General features: G+C 38.2%; 18 protein-coding genes. 10 read left to right on the forward strand and 8 right to left on the reverse strand.

The features are described 5' to 3' along the window. Together QME58_10835 and QME58_10840 are read right to left on the reverse strand one after the other, a co-directional pair. On the reverse strand, nt 1-515 hold a 515-nt coding region (locus QME58_10835), incomplete at its 3' end, for a hypothetical protein (protein ID MDI6804322.1). A gap of 15 nt (nt 516-530) precedes the next feature. Continuing rightward, entirely contained in the window at nt 531-1,160 is a 630-nt protein-coding gene (locus tag QME58_10840) for an L-threonylcarbamoyladenylate synthase (protein MDI6804323.1), read from the reverse strand. 100 nt (nt 1,161-1,260) lie between these two features. Between QME58_10840 and tmk the strand changes: the two genes are divergently transcribed. Genes tmk through QME58_10865 form a run of 5 tightly spaced genes read left to right on the forward strand, consistent with a single transcriptional unit; the run spans nt 1,261 to nt 4,821 of the window. Beyond that, entirely contained in the window at nt 1,261-1,875 is a 615-nt protein-coding gene (gene tmk / locus QME58_10845; protein MDI6804324.1) for a dTMP kinase, read from the forward strand. 18 nt (nt 1,876-1,893) lie between these two features. Continuing rightward, nucleotides 1,894-3,552 carry a S41 family peptidase gene (locus tag QME58_10850; GenBank protein ID MDI6804325.1) on the forward strand — a complete coding sequence of 553 codons (1,659 nt, stop codon included), beginning with the start codon at nt 1,894-1,896 and terminating at the stop codon, nt 3,550-3,552. Beyond that, a complete protein-coding gene (locus tag QME58_10855; GenBank protein MDI6804326.1) occupies nt 3,553-4,356 on the forward strand; it encodes a sulfite exporter TauE/SafE family protein in 804 nt (267 codons plus the stop codon). 9 nt (nt 4,357-4,365) lie between these two features. Continuing rightward, nucleotides 4,366-4,626: a DUF4491 family protein gene (locus tag QME58_10860; GenBank protein MDI6804327.1), complete on the forward strand. Its 261-nt coding sequence runs from the start codon at nt 4,366-4,368 to the stop codon at nt 4,624-4,626. 12 nt (nt 4,627-4,638) lie between these two features. Next, nucleotides 4,639-4,821 carry a hypothetical protein gene (locus QME58_10865; GenBank protein MDI6804328.1) on the forward strand — a complete coding sequence of 61 codons (183 nt, stop codon included), beginning with the start codon at nt 4,639-4,641 and terminating at the stop codon, nt 4,819-4,821. A gap of 35 nt (nt 4,822-4,856) precedes the next feature. Here the strand turns inward: QME58_10865 and QME58_10870 are convergent, their stop codons facing one another. The 6 genes from QME58_10870 to QME58_10895 all read right to left on the reverse strand — a co-directional run bounded on the left by QME58_10870 (nt 4,857) and on the right by QME58_10895 (nt 12,365). Further along, the gene (locus tag QME58_10870; GenBank protein MDI6804329.1) at nt 4,857-5,078 is read right to left on the reverse strand and encodes a hypothetical protein; all 222 of its coding nucleotides are present in this window, start codon (nt 5,076-5,078) and stop codon (nt 4,857-4,859) included. A gap of 202 nt (nt 5,079-5,280) precedes the next feature. Then, nucleotides 5,281-5,991 (reverse strand): cyclase family protein, encoded by a 711-nt coding sequence (locus QME58_10875; GenBank protein MDI6804330.1) that lies wholly within the window; start codon nt 5,989-5,991, stop codon nt 5,281-5,283. Continuing rightward, entirely contained in the window at nt 5,981-6,868 is an 888-nt protein-coding gene (gene folD, locus QME58_10880; GenBank protein MDI6804331.1) for a bifunctional methylenetetrahydrofolate dehydrogenase/methenyltetrahydrofolate cyclohydrolase FolD, read from the reverse strand. Before folD ends, QME58_10875 begins: the two co-directional genes overlap by 11 nt. Nucleotides 6,869-6,872: 4 nt before the next feature. Next, the gene (locus QME58_10885; protein MDI6804332.1) at nt 6,873-7,673 is read right to left on the reverse strand and encodes a TIGR00282 family metallophosphoesterase; all 801 of its coding nucleotides are present in this window, start codon (nt 7,671-7,673) and stop codon (nt 6,873-6,875) included. Between the two features lie 45 nt (nt 7,674-7,718). Next, entirely contained in the window at nt 7,719-11,675 is a 3,957-nt protein-coding gene (locus tag QME58_10890) for a PAS domain S-box protein (protein ID MDI6804333.1), read from the reverse strand. Between the two features lie 15 nt (nt 11,676-11,690). Beyond that, nucleotides 11,691-12,365 (reverse strand): histidine kinase dimerization/phospho-acceptor domain-containing protein, encoded by a 675-nt coding sequence (locus QME58_10895; GenBank protein ID MDI6804334.1) that lies wholly within the window; start codon nt 12,363-12,365, stop codon nt 11,691-11,693. A gap of 143 nt (nt 12,366-12,508) precedes the next feature. On the opposite strand from QME58_10895, the gene QME58_10900 reads away from it, so the two are divergent. From QME58_10900 to QME58_10920, 5 genes are all read left to right on the forward strand, one after another. Then, entirely contained in the window at nt 12,509-13,540 is a 1,032-nt protein-coding gene (locus QME58_10900) for a PorV/PorQ family protein (GenBank protein MDI6804335.1), read from the forward strand. Nucleotides 13,541-13,544: 4 nt separating this feature from the next. Continuing rightward, entirely contained in the window at nt 13,545-14,120 is a 576-nt protein-coding gene (locus tag QME58_10905; protein ID MDI6804336.1) for a hypothetical protein, read from the forward strand. A 246-nt stretch (nt 14,121-14,366) separates the two neighbouring features. Beyond that, the gene (gene nifJ / locus QME58_10910; protein ID MDI6804337.1) at nt 14,367-17,954 is read left to right on the forward strand and encodes a pyruvate:ferredoxin (flavodoxin) oxidoreductase; all 3,588 of its coding nucleotides are present in this window, start codon (nt 14,367-14,369) and stop codon (nt 17,952-17,954) included. A 14-nt stretch (nt 17,955-17,968) separates the two neighbouring features. After that, a complete protein-coding gene (locus QME58_10915; GenBank protein ID MDI6804338.1) occupies nt 17,969-18,958 on the forward strand; it encodes a dihydroorotate dehydrogenase-like protein in 990 nt (329 codons plus the stop codon). A 330-nt stretch (nt 18,959-19,288) separates the two neighbouring features. After that, on the forward strand, nt 19,289-19,825 hold the full coding sequence (locus QME58_10920) for a nucleotidyl transferase AbiEii/AbiGii toxin family protein (protein ID MDI6804339.1): 537 nt from the start codon (nt 19,289-19,291) through the stop codon (nt 19,823-19,825). The last annotated feature ends 420 nt before the right edge of the window (nt 19,826-20,245 follow it).

Raw genomic sequence — 20,245 nt, forward strand, 5'->3', positions numbered from 1 at the left:
ACGACGATAAAATCTATAACACTAAACTTATATTTGAATTTTTGGAACTGCCCTTTAATTAAAAACCGAAACCAAATAATTTGAATTGGTATTTGTAAAATACATTCCAAAATTCCACCCAATAAAAATAAATTACTTTGTGGAACTACTGAAATATAAACTAATCCAAATTTATAAGCAAGCAAGCTTGATATCGAAAAACCCATCCCGCCCCCGATAAACCAAAAAGGAATTCGTGTAAAAAAAGCCCAAAATGAGAACGGATTAGCCATCATCTTCGAGATCGTAGCATACCATAACCTTTCCGTAGCCCAGCCAAAGAAAAATAAACTACTCGAAATTAAGAAAATCCCAAGAAAATAATGTTGGTCGATTATTTTATTAAATATGAATGATACAGCCAAAACGAGTAATGTTAAACCTAAACTATAAACAAAATTAATTATCGTCCCCCAGAATGGCTTTTGAAACCGGTTTTGTAATAAATATTTTACTAAAATTCTTCCTTCTACCATGATTTATTTTTTAATTTATCGTTGAGTAACTGATAAAATATGGCTAACGTCGCCCGCTCCTTCGCGAACTAAAATTGGATGTTCAGTTGTGAAATCGAGAACGGTTGAAGGTCCGGAAATATTATTACCGCCATCCAATATTAAATCAACTTTTTTGCTGAATAATTTTATAATAATTTCTGGATTGTTAATAACTTCACCGATGTCGTCCGTTACGCTGGCACTTAAAATAGGATGACCTAATTCTTTTACGAGCAATTGTGAGACAGTATTATTCGGGACACGAATTCCAACAGTCTTCCGTTTTGAAATTAAACTTTTCGGCAGTTGTTTTAAACGGCTGGCAGGCAGGATGAATGTAAACGGACCGGGAATTAATTGTTTCATAATTCTGTACGCTTGATTTGATACAAGTGCATATTCGCTGATGTGGCTTAGGTCAGAACAAACAAAACTGAATGGTTTCGATCTATTCTGATTCTTAATCTGATAAATTCTCTCGATTGCTTTTTTACTAAACACACTACACCCTATTCCATACACTGTATCGGTCGGATATATTATCACCCCATCGTTTTGTAAAACTTCTACCGCACGTTTGATATGGCGTCCTTGTGGTGTTACATTATGTACTTTCAATTCCATATTTTTGTCTCTTCCGGTAATTTATTTTAATGAATTTAATTATAAAGCACAAGTATATTTGAATAAAATTAAAAAAATATCTAACTTAAGTAAAAAATATATGCTAATTACGTTCGAGGGTTTAGATTTCTCGGGTAAAACCACCCAAATCAAATTGTTAACCGACAAGTTGCGGCAACACAGCTACGATGTTATTGTAGTCCGCGAACCGGGCGGCACACCAATTTCAGAAAAAATCCGGGAAATTCTTCTTGATAAAAAAAACTTGGAAATGACTCAAATTGCAGAGCTTTTGTTGTTTTCGGCAGCCCGAACCCAGCTTGTCAGTCAGATTATTATTCCAGCGTTGCAATCCGGAAAAATTGTTATATGCGATAGATATGACGATTCGACAACCGCATATCAGGGTTGCGGCAGAGGGATTCCGTTGGAGGCAGTTAAACAAATCAACAAGCTGGCAACTTTAGGAACTGTTCCCGATATTACTTTTTTTATTGATATTCCATTAAGTGAAGTAGCACATCGGCTAAAAGAGTCAAAAGCATCTGCCGACAGGATGGAATCGGCGGGCGATGCTTTTTATGAAAAAGTCAGAAAGGGATTTTTTGACATTGCTAAAAGTGAACCGGAAAGATTTTTAGTAATCGACGGTAACCGCAGAATCGATACTGTGGCTGATGAAATTTGGAAGATAATTAGCTTAAATTTAAGTTAGTAGAAAAGGATTTTTGTTATGAATAAAATTAAAATTAATAAATATTTTGCAATTATAACTATTGCTTTAATAACTGTCGCATTCGGATTTACAGTTGCCGATTCAGATTATTTTTTCAAGATTAATAAAAGCATAGATATTTTTGGAAGAGTTTTTAAAGAAGTATCGTTGAATTATGTGGATGAAATTGACCCTGAAGTTTTTGTTAATTCAGGAATTGAAGGAATGCTGAAGACACTTGACCCATACACGAATTTCATACCGAGCGCCGAGGCAAGCGACGTTGAACTTATTACAACAGGAAAATATGGAGGTATCGGAATCTCAATAAGTATGCGCGATGGATCGATAATCATTACATCGCTGATGGAAGGTTACACTGCACAGCGACAGGGACTTCGCATTGGGGATCAAATTATAGATGTAGATGGGAAATCGATGATTGGAATTAAACCCGAAAATGTGCGGCACTTAACCCGAGGCGAACCGGGAACCGAAGTAAAACTGAAAGTAACACGCGAAGGTGAAGCCAAAGCACTTGAATTTGTTTTGATAAGGGAAGAAATTCGCCTCAAAAATATTTCATATTCAGGTTTTGTAAAAGATAGTATTGCAATAATTCGTTTGGATAGGTTTACACGGACAGCAGGAGATGAGTTACGACTTGCGATAAAAGAATTGAAATTAAAAGGAGAATTAAAAGGTTTAATTATCGACCTCAGAGATAATCCCGGAGGATTGTTGGAAGCTGCCGTTGATATTGTTTCGAAATTTATTCCAAAGAACAGCCTGGTTGTTATCACAAAAGGCCGACGTGCGGAGTCGGAAGTAAAATTCTTTTCAACCGAAGAACCGATGCTGCCCGATGTACCATTAGTTGTATTAGTTAATAACAACAGCGCCAGTGCAAGCGAAATTGTTGCAGGCGCTCTTCAAGATTTAGACAGAGCTGTAATCGTCGGCACTACTACATTCGGAAAAGGTTTAGTGCAAAATATTTTTCCTCTTCCTTACAACACTCAATTAAAAATGACTACTGCGAAGTATTATACACCAAGCGGCAGATGTATTCAAGAAAGAGATTATATTCATAAAAGTAAAGAAGGATTATTCACAGTTACACCCGACAGCCTGCGAAAAAACTTTTTTACAAAAAACAGAAGAAATGTTCAGGATTTGGGTGGAGTTCATCCCGATACAACCGTTTTAGATTCTCAACCGAGTGGTATTTATAACGAACTAATGAGGAAAGCGATGTTCTTCAAATTTGCAACTCAATATATTTCAACACATAAAGAACCACCGACCAATTTTTCGGTGAACGGTGAATTGTGCAGTGAGTTCATAAAATATCTTGATGAGAACAAGTTTGTTTTCGAGGATGAAGCAGAAACCAAGTTAGAAGACTTGAAGAAGTATGCAGAAAAAAATAAGTACAGCGAAATAATTATTAAAGAAATAGGTGAATTAAAAACGAAATTCACCCTCCTAAAAAGCAACGCTGTGGAAGCCAATCGGAATGAAATTGTAAAAGCTTTGAGGATAGAAATAATGAGCCGCTACAAAGGAGAGCAAGGAAGGTTTGAAGCGTCGTTTGTTGATGATAATCAGATTTTAGTTGCAATTGAAACTCTAAAAAATATGAAACTGTACAAGAAAATCTTGAGCATCGAATAAATGGATTTCTTATCTCTCATAATTTTATTGCTGATAGGATGTATCGTCGGATTTTTAGCCGGATTTTTTGGAGTTGGCGGCGGCGTGATTTTAGTGCCGGTGCTCCTGTTTTTTTTCGCAACTCAAACCATAGATGCAAGGATAATAACCCATCTTGCAATGGGAACGAGTTTGTTTATTGTAGTATTTGCCTCTTTTGCAAGTGCCCTCAAACATCAAAAACAAGGGAATGTTTTTTGGAAAGGCGTTTTGTTTATAGGAGTTTCGAGCATAATAACGGCGGCAATCGGGACTACTGTTGCGGCTGCAATTCCCGGTGAAGTATTACAAAAATTTTTCGCAATTGCTGTTCTCACGGTCAGCTTGCGTCTGTTTTTCGAGAAAACTAAAACTGAAACAGCAGGACATTTTAATCCGAGCCCAATAAGACTCGTGATAATCGGTATTACAGTCGGCTTTTTATCGGCATTGACCGGCATTGGCGGAGGAGTCTTCTCCATTCCGCTGATGTATTTTCTTGCAAACTTTCCTATCAAACGGGCAATCGGAACATCTTCAGCGACTGTAATTATTACGGCGTCAACGTCAGTTATCGGGTATGCATTGAATGGTTACGGAAATGTTCATCTGCCGGCATACACAATCGGTTTTGTAGATTACCTGCATGCAATACCTTTAATTATCGGTACTGTTATAGTAGGTCCGTTTGGTGCTGCTGCAGCAAATAAAACATCTTCGCTGATGCTTCGGAAATTATTTGCTATATACTTATTTGCAAATTCAATTTTTATGTTTATTAATTAAAAGGTGGATATGAACTTTAACGGAATTATTGTCGCTGTTGCAACCGGTATTTTAATTTGGTTCGGACATATTTGGGTTGTAAAACTTTTCAAATGGTCGGGAACAAAATTGTGGTTTGTTCCTTTGATAGTTGGTTTTATTTTTATGACTGCGTCGTTGAATTCAGAGAACGATACACTATCGGCTGTTTTCGCAATTGGAACTGTAACTTTTTTCTGGGGAATTAAAGAGTTATTCGAGTATAAACAAAAACATAATCAACAAATTTAAAAGGATTAAAAAATGGCAAAAGAAACAAACGAATTATTTTCTGCCGGTAATTTAGCAAAACTTTTACAAGTATCACCCGCAGTACTTAAAAAAGCAATCGAAGCGAGCAAGGTAAAACCCGATGCAAAAAAAGGTGTATGCTCGTACTATTCTGCAAGCACGGCTGAAAAAATTAAAAAACATTTGAAGAAGTGATGACCCGAATACCGGGTCTGTTCTCGAACAGAATTTTAAAAGGATGGCACTTTTACTATCCGAAGACGCAACATATAATCGGCATCATTTACTGCTATCCCACGAAGTCGAAATACGTTACAAAGAAAGCCTTCGGCTACGTTTAAAGCATTTTGGGCATCCACGATTTCAAGGCTTTCATAACTGTCGATGTTAGCAAGACCTTTAATTTCAATATTTGGTCCTCCTACCGTTCCGTGTGTGCTACCAAAGTGCATTAAATAATTACGAAGATTTTTCAAGTCAACAAAATCCTTCCCGATCCCAGAATCTATTATATGTTTACGCCTTAAAATAACTTTTGGGAATTCTTTTAATTTATATTCAAGTGTTTTTCTATCACTTATTGTTTAGTGTTCCGTTCCGATTTGCATCGGAACGAAATGTTTCGAGAGACCCTTAAGTCAACACTGCAATTTCTTAAACCATTGCAAGAACTCTAACCGGACTTCCAGAGCCGTTTTCTAATTTTAGCGGAGCTATAATCAAAATAGCCCCAAAGGCAGGCAGCTGTTCAAGATTTGCTATATTTTCTAGCGCATATTTGTTTGCTTCGAATAAAACTTTATGAGCAGGGAAGTCGGTTGAATATCCACAATCGATACTCAAAGTTTCCACACCGATACCATTTATGTTTCGTTCGTTAATTAAAAACTTAACTGCCTCTTCTGAAAAACCGGGAAAGTGCATCGCCCCGTTTTTATCCTGATTCAGGTAAAGTTTTGGTTCGTTCCAATATTTCTTCCAACCAGTGTGCATTAAAACAACGGAATTGTTTTGTATCGAGCCAAACTTCTCTTCCCATTCTAAAACATCATCTACTGTTAAAGCATAATCGTGATTATTCATCACCTTTTCCTGAACGCTGATAACAACTGCCGGTATAATTAGATTGTCGAGAGGAATTTGATCAATTGTTAACTTGCCTTCACATCCATGTGCGGGTGCATCGATGTGTGTGCCGAAATGTTCGGGAATGCTGAACAACCGAGAATAAAAACCGTCCGTCTTATAATCTGTCGTAGTGATAGGTAAGTATTTCGCGGAATGTGTATCGGAGGGCCATGTCGGAATATTCATGCCGATTGTGTGGGTGAGGTCAATTATGTTTTGTTTGTGTTTAATAGTCATCTATTCGGTCTGCGACTTTGAACGTGTTGGAGATAAGCATCGCAATCGTCATCGGTCCGATGCCGCCTGGTACTGGCGAAATTGCACTTGTAATTTTCGATACCGATTCGAAATGAACATCACCAACAATACGATAGCCATTTTTTGCAGCAAGGTCATCAACCCGGTTGATACCAACATCAATCACAACCGCGCCGGGTTTAACCATTTCGGCGGTGATTATTTCCGGTTTTCCGATTGCCGCAATAAGAATGTCGGCTTGTTTTGTATAAATAGAAATATCTTTTGTTCCTGTATGTGCAATTGTTACAACAGCATTTGCTCCGGCTTGCTTTTGCAAAAGCATATTTGCAACAGGTTTTCCAACGATGTTGCTCCTGCCAACAACAACAACGTGTTTGCCCGAAGTTTCTATTCCTGATCTAATCAGCAGTTCTTGTATCCCTGCCGGTGTGCACGGACGCAGGGAATCCTGCCCGATTAGTAATTTGCCAACATTTATTGGGTGGAAGCCGTCAACATCTTTGCTGTAATCAATCGCTTCAATGATTTTATTTTCATCAATATGTTTAGGCAGGGGAAGCTGAACTAAAATGCCATGGATAGTTTTGTCAAGGTTGAATTTGCTTATGAGTTCGAGTAAAAATTCTTCGGAGGTTTCGGCGGGAAGTTTTTCGGTTATGGAATAAAACCCGACTTCGTCGCAAGCTTTGTTTTTCATTTTCACATAACTTTGCGATGCAGGATTATCGCCAACTAAAATAAAAGCTAAACCGGGAGTAATTCCTTTTTGTGTTTTCAGATGAAGTGTTTTGTTTTTTATTTCCGATTTTATTTCTTCGGAAATTTTCTTTCCGTCTAAAATTTGAGCTGACATTTTATTAACCGAAGCTTGGAAAAACGATGCTTTCAAATTTGATTGCTTTGCCGGTTTCTGAATCAACTTTTATGTAAGCGCCGCAGAAACGGACATCGTGGCTTGCCATTTCGTATTTATAGGGAACGCCATGTATAAAACGTTTTATGGCGATATCTTTTTTCATCCCGATTACAGAATCGTAGGGTCCTGTCATCCCAACATCCGATATATATGCAGTACCCTTTGGTAATATTCTTCCGTCGGCAGTGGGTACGTGTGTATGTGTTCCGATAACTGCACTTGCCCGCCCGTCAAGGTGCCACGCGAGAGCTATTTTTTCTGCAGTTGCTTCGGCATGGAAATCAACAATTACAGTTTTGGTTTGATCGATAATTTTACTTAAAGCCCAATCGGCAGTTTTGAAAGGGTCGTCGATGGGTTGCATGTAAACTCTGCCTTGTAAATTTATAACGGCGATTTTCCCTTTCTCACCTAAATCGTAAACTATATATCCGTTTCCGGGATTTTCGCGCGGATAATTTAATGGTCGCAGAACTGTTCTGTTCTCGGCAAGTACTTTACGAGCATCCCATTTATCCCATAAATGATTACCGCCGGTAATTACATTCACACCCAGACCGGAAATTTTAGCCACTAACTCGGCATTAAGTCCTTTGCCGTCGTTCAGGTTCTCGCCGTTAGCGATACAGAAATCGATTTGATATTTTTGGAAGTAGCTCTTGAGCAAAGTTTCGGTAACTTCGATACCGGGTTTCCCAATAATATCGCCGATGAACAAGATATTTAATTGTTTAGACGACATAAGTTTCTGCTCCAATATACAAAAAAAAGGTAAAAGCTAAAAAATTCAGTTTATTTTTCTTTCGGTGATAAGATTTTTAGAACTCATCAGCAATTGAAATATTTCATCAATGTGAAAAGGTTTTGCTGCGAAGTAATCGACTCCGGTGTTTGTAATGTCCTGATCTTTTAAATCTCGTCCCCAACCTGAAATAAGTATAACCGGAGTGATGGGATTGATTTCTTTAATTTCTTTTGCGACTTGCCAGCCGTTTATTTCGGGCATACCCAAATCGGTGAAGACGATATCTACTTTTTCTTGCTTGAATTTATCAATCCCTTCTCTACCATTTTTAGCAAGAATAACTTTGTAATCAGCTTCTTTTAAAATTTCTGCAAGCAAAATTCTAATTTCTTCCTCATCATCAACAACGAGTACCGTGAGGTGTGAATCTTGTGTATGCCCGTTTGAAGAAACTGAAATAGCATTTTGTGGTTTATGCACTGAATTCTCTATGTTGACTTTCGGGAAAGTAATAGTAAATTTGGTTCCCTTCCCTGTTTCACTTGTTACACGAATGTCTCCTTGACGTTTTGTTACAAGCATTTTCACTATCGACAAACCGAGTCCGGTACCTTTATCTCCTTTTGTGCTGTAGAAAGGAGTGAAAATTTTTGAAAGAGATTCTTGAGGGATACCCGTTCCGGTGTCTTCAATCTCGATACTGTAAAGGCGGTCTAAATTTTTTGTTCTAATTGTCATTGTCCCGCCTTCTGGCATCGCATCGACTGCGTTTAAAATTAAATTAGTTAAAATTTCTCGCAGCTCAGACCCACTGCCGAAGACTATTGGTAATTTATCGAAATCTTTGTGGATTGTAATCTTCACACCTCGTTGCTGTGCCACATCCTTCCATTTAGTTTGAGTAAGGTCGATAGTATCTTCGATTATCAAGTTTACATCTATAGCCGATGCGTTATCTTCAGCTTTCTTTTTGGCAAAGTCCTGCAAACGTTTTACAGTTTCGGCTCCGTCCATTGCAGCTTTTAAAATGATGCTCAGATCGTTTTTCATCTTTTGATCTGTTGAACGAAGTTGCAACAACTGTGTCCGTCCTACTATTACGCCAAGCAGGTTGTTAAAATCGTGAGCGACCCCGCTTGCCAAATCGCCGATGGCTTTCATTTTTTCGCCGTGAATGAGCATTGCCTGCGATTCGTGTAATTTTTCGTAAGCCTTTTTGAGGTCCTCGTTGGCTTGGCTTAACTGGTTGTAGAGGCGGGCATTTTCAAGTGCACTGTTTAATTGCGCTGCATAGAGATTGAAAATGGAGACATCTTCCTGTTTAAATTCATCTGAGTTTATCAATGCAAGACCGATAACATCATCGAAAACGACAAGTGGTACAGATATCGAACGGTTGCGGTAACCGACTTCGTTCGCAATTGATTCGATTGCTTCACGCGGGATATTACGGGGAAGAATTTCAATGAGCCGACTGATAGAATGTTCGTTTAAAACTGTTTTTTTATGATCGATTACGCTGACTAAACCCGGAAATTTTTTGTAAGGAATCCTGTAGGTATCGAACCTAAAATTAAAAAGTTTTTCCATACCCCGCAGAATTCCCTGATCAAAAGTAGTACGAGCAATTTTTAAAGTGTTGCCGTCTTTCAACAATATTATAATATTGTAACCGAGCCGCCGGATAGCTTTCGAAATTGAATCGAATATCTCCGCTTCTGTCGTTGTGCGTGAGAATGCCTGCGAAGCTATAAGCAGCGAAATAATTCGTTCCTGATGGCGCTTCTTCTCCGTTAAATCGTGCCCGATTCCACGATAACTGATTATTTTGTCGTCATCACCATGCACTGCTGTAGCAGTTTCGATGATAGTGATTTTTTCTCCGTTCTTTTTTTTTATTTGTATTTCAAAATCCACGACGTAACCTGCTGTCCGTATCTCGGTTACGAAGCGTTCCATTTCATCTTGATTTACATACACATCTTTTGGAACAAAAAGATTGAACACTTCTTCTTTGGTTTCGTATCCTAATAGTTCTACGCCTGCCTGGTTAATCGAAATAAAACGCCCCTCGGTGGTTATCTCGAATATAAAATCTTTAGATTCTTCAAAGAGTTGCCGGTATTTTACTTCCGACATATATGCTTGCTTTTCGAGGAGTTTCTTTTCGGTAATGTCCCGGATGAACGATGATATTCCGATAATTTTCCCCGTCATGTTGCGTATCGGTGATACTGTGAGTAATAAGTTGAGCACACTTCCATATTTACTGATGCGTTCAACTTCTAAATTATTAAAAGTTTCACCTTTTAAAACGCTATCATATAATTTTTTCCATTCAGTATAATGATCAGGAGGAACTGTTGCTACTACAGATTTTCCGATTATTTCTTTAGCTGTGTAACCGTAAATTCGTTCGCAGGCATGGTTCCAAGTTACAACTTTTGCATCTAAGTCGAAGGTAGCAATTCCATCGGCAGAATTAACTATTATATTTTCCAGATAGCTGTATGTTTCGGCAAGTTGACGCTCTAAAGTTTTTAATTCCGTTATGTCGATACCATTTACAATTATTCCGTTTATGTTTAAGTTGATCTCATATCGGGGACTGATATTGTAAACCGAATATCTTATTCCGTTGTTGCGTGATTTAACTGTTGCATGAATTCCCTTTATCGATTTACCGCTTAAAATTTCAGTCAGGCTGTCGCGAGTCAGTGTGTTCTGCGTGCTGTCGGAAATAAAAACGTCGAAATAATTTTGCCCCTTAATTTCGTCTATAGTATAACCTAAAAATGTTTCTGCCGGTTGATTTATGTAAATAATGTTTCCATAAATATCCAAAAATATCAGTATGCCGTTTATATTCGTTACGAGGGTGCGATACCACTCCTCAGATTCTCTGAGTTGGTTCTCTAACTTTTTCTTTTCAGTGATATCCTGTGATGTACCAAGAATTGCATACGGATTTCCATCATCGTCGCGCAGTAATTTGTTTGTAAGTTGTATTATTATTTCGCGTCCGCCTTTAGTTTTTTCAATCAAATCTCCTGAATAATTACCACGAGTTTTTAAATCGTTCGTAATATCATCCATATTTTTGGATAGAGCCTCATCGCCGCCTGCTAAAACCGATATGTTTTGCCCGATAAGTTCTTCGGTAGTATAGCCACTCATTTTGGCTTTTGCTTCGTTCACAAAAATAATATTATTTTCAAGGTCTGTTAATACAACTCCATCCGAAACATTTAGAATTACATCCGACAACAAGTGCAGCTTGCGGTCGTTCTCTTTTTTTGCCGTTATGTCGATATAGCTTCCGACAACAACCGTTTGCTTCCCGTCTGTAATTCGTTTTAATCTTAATTCAATAAAGAGTTTCTTTTGATGTTTATTTTGTAAAAGTATTTCGCCATGCCAATACTCATTTTTTTTAATAACATCAATAATATTTAAATCCTTATTGAGAAATCCGAAATCAAATTCGAATATCTTATTTATCGGTTTGCCTATAACTTCATCGGATTTCCAACCGAACAAATGTTCTGAAGGAGAATTCCAGAAGTTTATTTTCCCTTCTTTATCTGTGGTGATAACAGGGATATCAACTCCCGATATTATTTTTTCTTTGACTGAATTTTGTGAATGTGTGTTTATTATTGAATTCAAAATCGGCAGGTAGTCGGGGGTCTTAGTAATTACGTTATGAACACCCAGATCTATAAATTTCTTTTTTTTGTTCTCATCGGATTCATCCATCAAAACAATAACAGGAAGTTTGGTAGAAAATTTTTTGATGTTTGCAGATAATGAAGGAGGCACCAACGCGCCTTTGCCGCAGTTGGTTAACATAATTTGATAATTTTCATTATCAAGAAGTCGGGCAGCAGATTTAAAGTTGGTAGGAGTTATCTGAAAGACAAGATTCTCTTCTGAAAAATATTTTTGTAAAGATGTAGCTTCGTTTGGATTATCTGTAATAAATAGTATTTTACTCATGAAACGAAGAATTAATCAATCTTTAAGAGAGAGAATTTTCTTAAGCATATTATACTCAGTTCTCATTTCTTCTCGTGCGCTGCGGAGGGCTTGGATTTGTTCCTCGAGTTTGTTGACGTTATCTGTAATCATTTTGAAATACTTTGCAGTGCTTTCGTCGGGTTTACTTTTAGATTGAAGTTGAAAAAGTGCCAGTCGGATAACACCGAGAGGATTATTTATTTCGTGTGTTATATGAGCCAATACTGAATTTATACTCATAATTTTTACCCGGATAGAATCGAACTCTTCTGCTTTTTTCTGTACTTCAGATTCTTTTAATAAACTGCTGAACGTCCACGAAAAAGTTGGAAGCGTTATCTCTGCAATGTTTAAAATATGGTCGATACCTGCTGACTTCTGAGATTGCGATAAGTTGGCTTCGCTTTGTGATGTAAGAAGAATGAGCGGCATCCTGAAATTTTTTCCACGAAGAAAATTAGCCATCTGAATTACATTGTTTGTGGCTAATTTTTCTCCGATAAAAACCAAATCATAAATAGGCGACTTTGCTTCGACGAAAGATTCAAATTTTGTTTCATTTATCCTTTGCAGGATAACTTTACCTTTTAGAGCTAATTTTAATTGTTCTTCAAGCACAACCGGTTCTAACTTAGTCGGTTCTACTAACAGTATATAAACAGAGTCCATTATTATTCACTTTTAACGATAGGCAATATGCACAAAATATGTATCAATATCAAGATATTTATTATGAAGAAATCTAGTGGTTTGCTTTTTATATAAGTTTTTATCAATTTTTAGTAGAAACGTGTTATCCAAAAGGAAAAGCTATGAAAAAGATGACTTTTATAATTATCGTAACTTTGATATTCTTGTATAGCGTAACAACACTATGCGGAACCGGAATAGGCAAATATGCGAGCGAATTTATGGCAATTGGTGTTGGCGGAAGAGCTTTAGGTTTAGGGGGTGCATACACAGCAATCGCTAACGATGTTACAGCGGGTTACTGGAACCCTGCAGGTTTATCGAAAATAAATTATCCACAACTTTCGCTAATGCACTCTGAACAATTTGGAAGTCTGGTCAATTACGATTATGCCGCTGCTGCTTTTCCTGTCGGTTCAAATTCGAGTGTCGGAGTTAGCGTAATCCGGCTTGGTGTTGATGCAATTCCAGATACACGCGGCGCCTTAATTGACGAAGACGGGGACGGGATTTTTGACGACAATGAACGACTTGATAAAAGCAAGATTTCGTATTTCAATACTGCCGATTGGGCTGTGTATTTCACTTACTCAAAAAAACATAGCGACAGATTATCTTACGGTGCAAATATTAAACTCATTCGACGTGATATGAGTGTAGGATCCGCAACAGGAATTGGATTTGATGTAGGAATACAGTTCTCGCCTTACGAAAATTTCTTCATCGGTGCTAACTTGCAAGATGCTACGACAACTTTTCTCGCATGGAACACCGGCACGAATGAGTTAATCACTCCAACGCTCAAACTCGGATCGGCATACCTTATTGAAGCACTAGGTGGAAGGTTTATTCCGGTTTTTGATGTAGATATCCGATTTGAAAATCGCCGGTATGCTTCGAACGTAAATTTAGGACCTGTAAGTTTTGATATGCACTCAGGACTTGAATTCGATTTTAAAAACATCGCAGCTCTTCGTGTCGGATATAGCGATATTGGCACTACAAACTTTGGCGCCGGAATTCACCTCCCTAAATTCGATATCGATTATACTTTCGCAACTTCCAAACTTACTGACGAGAGGTTCGATAATACTCACCGGGTTTCCATCACTTTTACATTTGAATCAGATCAATTTGCACGTAGGACTGAATAGGTCGGTGATTCAAAAAGTATTTACTCTGTTTTTACTGGCTATATTATTTTCTTTCTGCGCCGGCACACCTTATTATTCATTCAACTATCCTCTCACGTCTGAGTTAGTAAATTCTTCGGATGGTAGTTTGAATGCACTGCTTCCTTCGGGATGGTTTGCATCAAACGATAATTCACACACAAAAATTTTTTTATTTTGGTTAATAAAAGATGATTATTCTGGTTCGATATTGCTGCAAGAAATTCAAGTCGATAACTCAACACGAAGCCGAATAAAAAAAGAAGACATAAAATTGTTGGCGGAAATCAGCAACGGTTTCAAAAAAGAATCGGCAGATGATTATTATTTGAGTAAAGAACCTGAGTTATTTATTATGAATGAAAGGCAATATTGCGGCTATGAGTATTATTCTGATAATACAAGCAAACGAGTTAGGGTAGTTCTTTTTCAGATTGGTGAAAAATTTTATGAATGTTCTGCCATACCACTAACAGGAGTGTGGTTTGATAAAGATTTAAGAGAAATGTACAACGCAATGCACGCTTTTATAAATTCTTTCGGAAAAAATTCCCTCCCATAGGCACGCTTGTTGCAAAATACAATTATCAATATTCTGATTTTTATTAAAATATTGTAGAAGTCGGACAATATTTTCTTATATACAAGAAATAAATAAGGAATATTCCTGTTTATGAAAAATACATCTAAAAATAAAACATTGTTTAAAAACAATTTATGTATTATATTTGAATAACCAATCAGTTGCCCTGTCAGTTATTTTACATAAGCAAATCTTAGAAAACAAAAAATAAATGGAGATTTATAAATGGAAAGAAACAAAGTTACAATAGATGGTAACGAAGCCGCTGCATACGTAGCACACAAAACAAACGAAGTTATTGCTATCTATCCAATCACTCCGTCCTCAAATATGGGCGAGTGGGCTGATGCCTGGTCGGCAGCCGGCGAAAAAAATATCTGGGGAGTTGTCCCCACAGTAATCGAAATGCAAAGCGAAGGCGGCGCAGCCGGTGCCGTTCACGGCGCTTTACAAACCGGTTCATTAACTACAACCTTCACAGCATCGCAAGGTCTGCTGTTAATGATACCGAATATGTTTAAAATCGCAGGCGAGTTAACGCCAACAGTATTTCATGTTTCAGCACGATGCGTAGCAACTCACGCTCTCTCGATTTTCGGAGACCACAGCGATGTTATGTCGGTTCGCTCCACTGGCTGGGCGTTGTTAGCTTCTAATTCGGTCCAGGAAGTAATGGACACAGCTTTGATTGCACAGGCGGCTACACTCGAAGCTCGAATACCTTTCTTACATTTCTTCGACGGTTTCAGAACTTCGCACGAAGTGATGAAAGTTGAACAACTCACTGACGACGATATCAAATCAATGATAGATAATGAACTTGTAATTGCACACCGCAAACGTGCGATGTCTCCAGACAGACCTGTGATTCGTGGGACAGCTCAAAATCCGGATGTGTTTTTCCAGGCACGCGAAACTGTGAATCCTTTCTACGAAAAAGTTCCTGAAATTGTTCAGAAAATGATGGACAAATTTGCCCGCATCGTCGGTAGACAGTACCACTTGTTCGAATACGTCGGCGATCCGAATGCCGAACGGATAATAATTATGATGGGATCAGGCGCTGAGGCTGCCGAAGAAACCGTAAATTTTTTGAACACACGTGGTGAAAAAGTTGGACTTATTAAAGTACGTTTATTCAGACCTTTTTCAGTGCAGCACCTAATCAAAGCAATTCCACAATCTGTAAAATCAATTGCTGTTCTCGATAGAACCAAAGAACCCGGTGCCGGCGGCGAACCTCTTTACAAAGATGTCGTTACTGCAATAAGCGAAACGTTCACACAAGGCAATAATGCCTTAAAATCTTATCCAAAAATTATTGGAGGTCGTTACGGTTTAGCATCTAAAGAGTTTACTCCAGCAATGATAAAAGGTATTTACGACGAGCTTAAAAAAGATAAACTGAAAAATTATTTCACGGTCGGTATTAACGATGATGTTACAAACTCTTCTATTGAATACGACTCTGAATTTACAACCGAGGATGAGTCAATTAAACGATCCTTATTTTATGGGCTTGGCGCCGATGGTACTGTGGGAGCCAATAAAAACTCAATCAAAATAATCGGTGAGGAAACCGACAATTATGCACAGGGATATTTTGTGTACGACTCAAAAAAATCGGGCGCGGTTACAGTTTCGCACTTACGCTTTGGTCCTAAACCAATTCAATCCACATATCTGATCAGTAAAGCCGACTTCATAGCTTGCCACCAATGGGTATTTTTAGAAAGATACGATATGTTAAAAGATGCGCTGCCCGGTGCAACATTTTTACTAAACAGTCCTTTTGATCCCCATGAAGTTTGGGATAAGCTCCCGCGAAAAGTTCAGCAACAAATTATAGACAAAAAATTAAAGTTGTTTACAATAGATGGTAACAAAGTTGCCGAACAAACCGGAATGGGCGAACGTGTAAACACAATTATGCAAACATGCTTCTTTGCTATCTCGAATATTCTTACGAAAGATGAAGCAATCCAAAAAATTAAAGACGCAATCAAGAAAACATACGGTGCAAAGGGCGAGCAAATAGTAAAGATGAATTATCAAGCGGTTGACCAAACGATAGCTAACCTGCACGAGATAAAGATTCCTGAAAAAGCAACCAGCACGATTGAATTTGTTCCTGTGATGTCCGATCCGCGAGCACCCGAGTTTGTACGGAATGTAACTGCAAAAATTTATGGCGGTTTGGGAGACACACTGCCTGTTAGTGCATTTCCGGACGATGGTTCTTTCGAGACCGATACAGCTCAGTGGGAACGACGAAACATTGCTTTCGAAATTCCTGTTTGGGACCCTGACGTCTGCATCCAATGCAATAAATGTATGCTCGTTTGCCCGCATGCAACAATCCGTGTAAAAGTTTACGACGAAAAATACACAGCACAAGCACCGCCTACATTTAAATGGACTAAAGTGAGAGGAAAAGAATTCGAACCGAATATGGTTTATACAATTCAGGTTGCACCCGAAGATTGTACAGGATGCGGAATCTGCGTTGAAGTTTGCCCGGCAAAAAATAAAACCGAAACACGCCTTAAAGCCCTCAATATGGCTGACCAACTTCCACTGCGCGAACCTGAGAGAATTAATTACGACTACTTCTTAGAGTTACCCGAATACGATAGAAGAAAAGTTCAGATAAACACTGTAAAAGGTTGCCAACTTCTCGAACCTTTGTTCGAGTATTCAGGCGCTTGCACAGGTTGTGGAGAAACACCTTATGTAAAACTTATGACACAACTGTTCGGCGACCGCTGTTTGATTGCAAACGCTACAGGATGTTCTTCAATCTATGGAGGTAATTTACCTACAACTCCGTATTCGAAAAATAAAGATGGCAGAGGTCCTACATGGTCGAATTCGCTTTTCGAGGATAACGCTGAATTCGGTCTCGGTTTCCGACTCACACTCGACCAACAAAAATTATTTGCAATAGAGTTGATGACAAAGCTATCAAGTGTAATTGGAACTGGTTTAATTGATTCAATCATTAACGCCGACCAATCCAACGAGAGTGGAATTTATGAACAGCGCGAACGTGTTGAAATTCTGAAAAAGAAATTAGATAGCGAAAAATCACCCGAAGCAAAACAACTATTATCGATTGCCGATAATTTAGTAAACAAGAGTGTTTGGATTGTTGGCGGCGATGGATGGGCTTACGATATCGGTTACGGTGGTCTCGACCACGTAATCGCATCAGGTAAAAACGTTAATCTGCTTGTGTTGGATACGGAAGTGTATTCAAACACCGGCGGACAAATGTCGAAAGCAACTCCCCGAGCAGCGGTCGCAAAATTTGCAGCAGGCGGAAAACCATTGGGTAAAAAAGACCTCGGTTTGATTGCAATGAGTTACGGAAATGTTTATGTCGCTCAAATTGCTTTCGGTTCAAACGACTTACAAACTGTTCGTGCATTTTTAGAAGCTGAAGCTTACGATGGTCCGTCAGTAATTATTGCATACAGCCATTGCATAGCACACGGTATCAATATGCGTAATGCACTCGATAACCAAAAAGCTGCGGTCGATAGCGGACACTGGCCCCTCTTCAGATATAATCCGGCACTCCTAAAAGAAGGCAAAAATCCGTTGAAGTTAGATTCGAAAGCCCCCACAATCTCATTTAAAGATTACGCTTATATGGAAACTCGATACAAGATGCTGACTAAGAGCAAACCTGAAGAAGCAAAACGCTTGATAGAACTCGGAAACGATGACGCAAAAGCGAGATGGCGTTACTATGAACAGTTAGCTTCAATAAAATATAGTAATGATGATAATCAAGAAAAGAATAAATAGAGAAAGACGTTATTATGGATTTATCAACAACATATATGGGTTTGAAATTAAAAAATCCGATTGTACCTTCGGCTTCACCTTTGTCGCGGGACATTAATACAATAAAAGCATTAGAAGATGCTGGCGCCTCGGCAATTGTTCTGTATTCACTCTTTGAAGAACAAATTACTCACGAAGCGATGGAGTTAAATTATCTCACAACACAAGGAAACGAAAGCTACGCCGAAGCTGTAACTTACTTCCCCCAAGCCAACGAATATCATTTAGGGCCTGAAGAATATTTGGCTCATCTGCAAAAAGCGAAACAAGCTGTAAACATTCCTGTTATTGCAAGTTTGAACGGCGTTACTACCGGCGGATGGTTAGAATATGCAAAGAACATTGAACAAGCCGGCGCCGATGGCTTGGAATTAAATGTTTATTATATTCCAACCGACCCAAAATATACAGGTGTAGATATCGAAAATCTTTACTTAGATATTTTAAAGATCGTGAGGAGTGAAGTAAAAATTCCGGTAGCAGTAAAACTATCGCCGTTCTTCAGTTCAATGGCAAACATAGCAAAGAAGTTGGACGATAACGGAGCGAATGCGTTAGTATTGTTTAACCGCTTCTATCAACCCGATATAGACTTGGAAACATTAGATGTTGTCCCGAATATTTTCTTGAGTACTCCGCAAGCGATGCGGGTTCCTCTGCGATGGGTTGCTATTTTATACGGCAAAATTAAAGCCGATATTGCAGCTACAAGTGGTATTCATACTTCTGAAGATGTTCTAAAGATGCTGATGGTTGGTGCCAATGTTACTATGATGTGCTCGGCTCTTTTAGAAAACGGACCCAAGCATATCACGAAGGTCGTTAACGACCTCCAACGCTGGATGGAAGAACACGAATACGAATCGGTCAGACAAATGATTGGAAGTATGAGCCATAAATCTGTTAAAGAACCGGCAGCATTTGAACGCGCCAACTATATGAAGGTGCTGAATAGCTATAAGTGATTTTAGATTTCAGATTGAAGATTTTAGATTTTTGACTATCAACTAATTTATTAAAATGCCTTCACGTTTTGTGGGGGCATTTTTATTTATACTGATTTTTGAATATATTATCTGTAACCGAAATAGAGAACATGGTAAAGAATAAAAGGATATTGGAGCAGTTTGAGTCGAGGCAAATTAAACGGCGGATGAGTTATATCCGGAAGTTAAAAATTTTTGATGAAATGTATAAGCATGCGCTTGAGCTGAAGATAATTCCACCGAAGAATCCACTAGAGGGAATAGAAATCATTATTAAAATTGCAAAGGTAGTGAATAGTGTTTAAAAAGGTGATAATTAAAATAACTAAGGCGTTAGATAAATTTAATATTCCGTACATGATAATTGGCGGGCAAGCCGTTTTGTTTTATGGTGAACCGCGTTTTACCAGAGATATCGATATTACTTTAGGTATAGATGTTAAAGAGCTTGACAAATTCCTCGAGATTATATCAAGGTTAAAGTTTAAGCCGATGATAAAAAACGTACGCAGCTTCGTAAGCGATACAATGGTTCTGCCCGTGAACGACATCCCGTCCGGGATTCGGGTCGACTTTATTTTCTCCAACTCTGAATTTGAAAAAGAAGGGATTAAAAGAGTAAAAAAAGTAAAATACAACGGCACAACTATTATGATTGCATCGTTGGAGGATGTTGTTATTCATAAAATGGTTGCAGGCAGACCGCGGGATATAGAAGACATTGTTGCCATGCTCTTAAAGAATCCGGAATTCAATTCCAGGTATATTCTATCCTGGTTGAGAAAATTTGATTTAATGTTAGATAAAAATCTGACTACGCAATTCAAGAAGATTAGACCAGATTAAATTCAGGCAGCAAATGATTGGAAGTATGAGCCATAAATCTGTTAAAGAACCGGCAGCATTTGAACGCGCCAACTATATGAAGGTGTTGAATAGCTATAAGAGACATCTGAAAAATTGAAGATAGAGTTAGTTTTACAGAAATAGATACAAATTTTTAAAAAAATTAAACCGCCCCAGGCGGAAACCCCAACAGCTATTAAGCTGTCAAGATATGTTCTTTGATAATATCGATCTTGTTCATAGCCAGAATAATGTATAATTTATTATTCTATGTACTGATACCGCAACTGAGCGAAAGCATCCTTCTCATATTGAACACAACAGCACAGAAAATGAACTGAGTACGGTTCCGAGCAATATCATAGGGGCAGTTCCAAAAATTCAAATATAAGTTTAGTGTTATAGATTTTATCGTCGTGT

The sequence above is a fragment of the Bacteroidota bacterium genome (assembly GCA_030017895.1).
GTDB lineage: Bacteria > Bacteroidota > Ignavibacteria > UBA10030 > BY39 > JASEGV01.

Excerpts from the sequence above, each read along its gene's own strand:
- tmk (MDI6804324.1), top strand. The coding sequence starts at position 1,261 with ATGCTAATTACGTTCGAGGGTTTAGATTTCTCGGGTAAAACCACCCAA.
- QME58_10900 (MDI6804335.1), top strand. The coding sequence starts at position 12,509 with ATGAAAAAGATGACTTTTATAATTATCGTAACTTTGATATTCTTGTAT.
- QME58_10840 (MDI6804323.1), bottom strand. The coding sequence starts at position 1,160 with ATGGAATTGAAAGTACATAATGTAACACCACAAGGACGCCATATCAAA.
- QME58_10915 (MDI6804338.1), top strand. The coding sequence starts at position 17,969 with ATGGATTTATCAACAACATATATGGGTTTGAAATTAAAAAATCCGATT.
- QME58_10875 (MDI6804330.1), bottom strand. The coding sequence starts at position 5,991 with ATGACTATTAAACACAAACAAAACATAATTGACCTCACCCACACAATC.
- QME58_10860 (MDI6804327.1), top strand. The coding sequence starts at position 4,366 with ATGAACTTTAACGGAATTATTGTCGCTGTTGCAACCGGTATTTTAATT.
- QME58_10865 (MDI6804328.1), top strand. The coding sequence starts at position 4,639 with ATGGCAAAAGAAACAAACGAATTATTTTCTGCCGGTAATTTAGCAAAA.
- QME58_10895 (MDI6804334.1), bottom strand. The coding sequence starts at position 12,365 with ATGGACTCTGTTTATATACTGTTAGTAGAACCGACTAAGTTAGAACCG.
- QME58_10885 (MDI6804332.1), bottom strand. The coding sequence starts at position 7,673 with ATGTCGTCTAAACAATTAAATATCTTGTTCATCGGCGATATTATTGGG.
- nifJ (MDI6804337.1), top strand. The coding sequence starts at position 14,367 with ATGGAAAGAAACAAAGTTACAATAGATGGTAACGAAGCCGCTGCATAC.
- QME58_10890 (MDI6804333.1), bottom strand. The coding sequence starts at position 11,675 with ATGAGTAAAATACTATTTATTACAGATAATCCAAACGAAGCTACATCT.
- folD (MDI6804331.1), bottom strand. The coding sequence starts at position 6,868 with ATGTCAGCTCAAATTTTAGACGGAAAGAAAATTTCCGAAGAAATAAAA.
- QME58_10855 (MDI6804326.1), top strand. The coding sequence starts at position 3,553 with ATGGATTTCTTATCTCTCATAATTTTATTGCTGATAGGATGTATCGTC.
- QME58_10870 (MDI6804329.1), bottom strand. The coding sequence starts at position 5,078 with ATGCACTTTGGTAGCACACACGGAACGGTAGGAGGACCAAATATTGAA.
- QME58_10850 (MDI6804325.1), top strand. The coding sequence starts at position 1,894 with ATGAATAAAATTAAAATTAATAAATATTTTGCAATTATAACTATTGCT.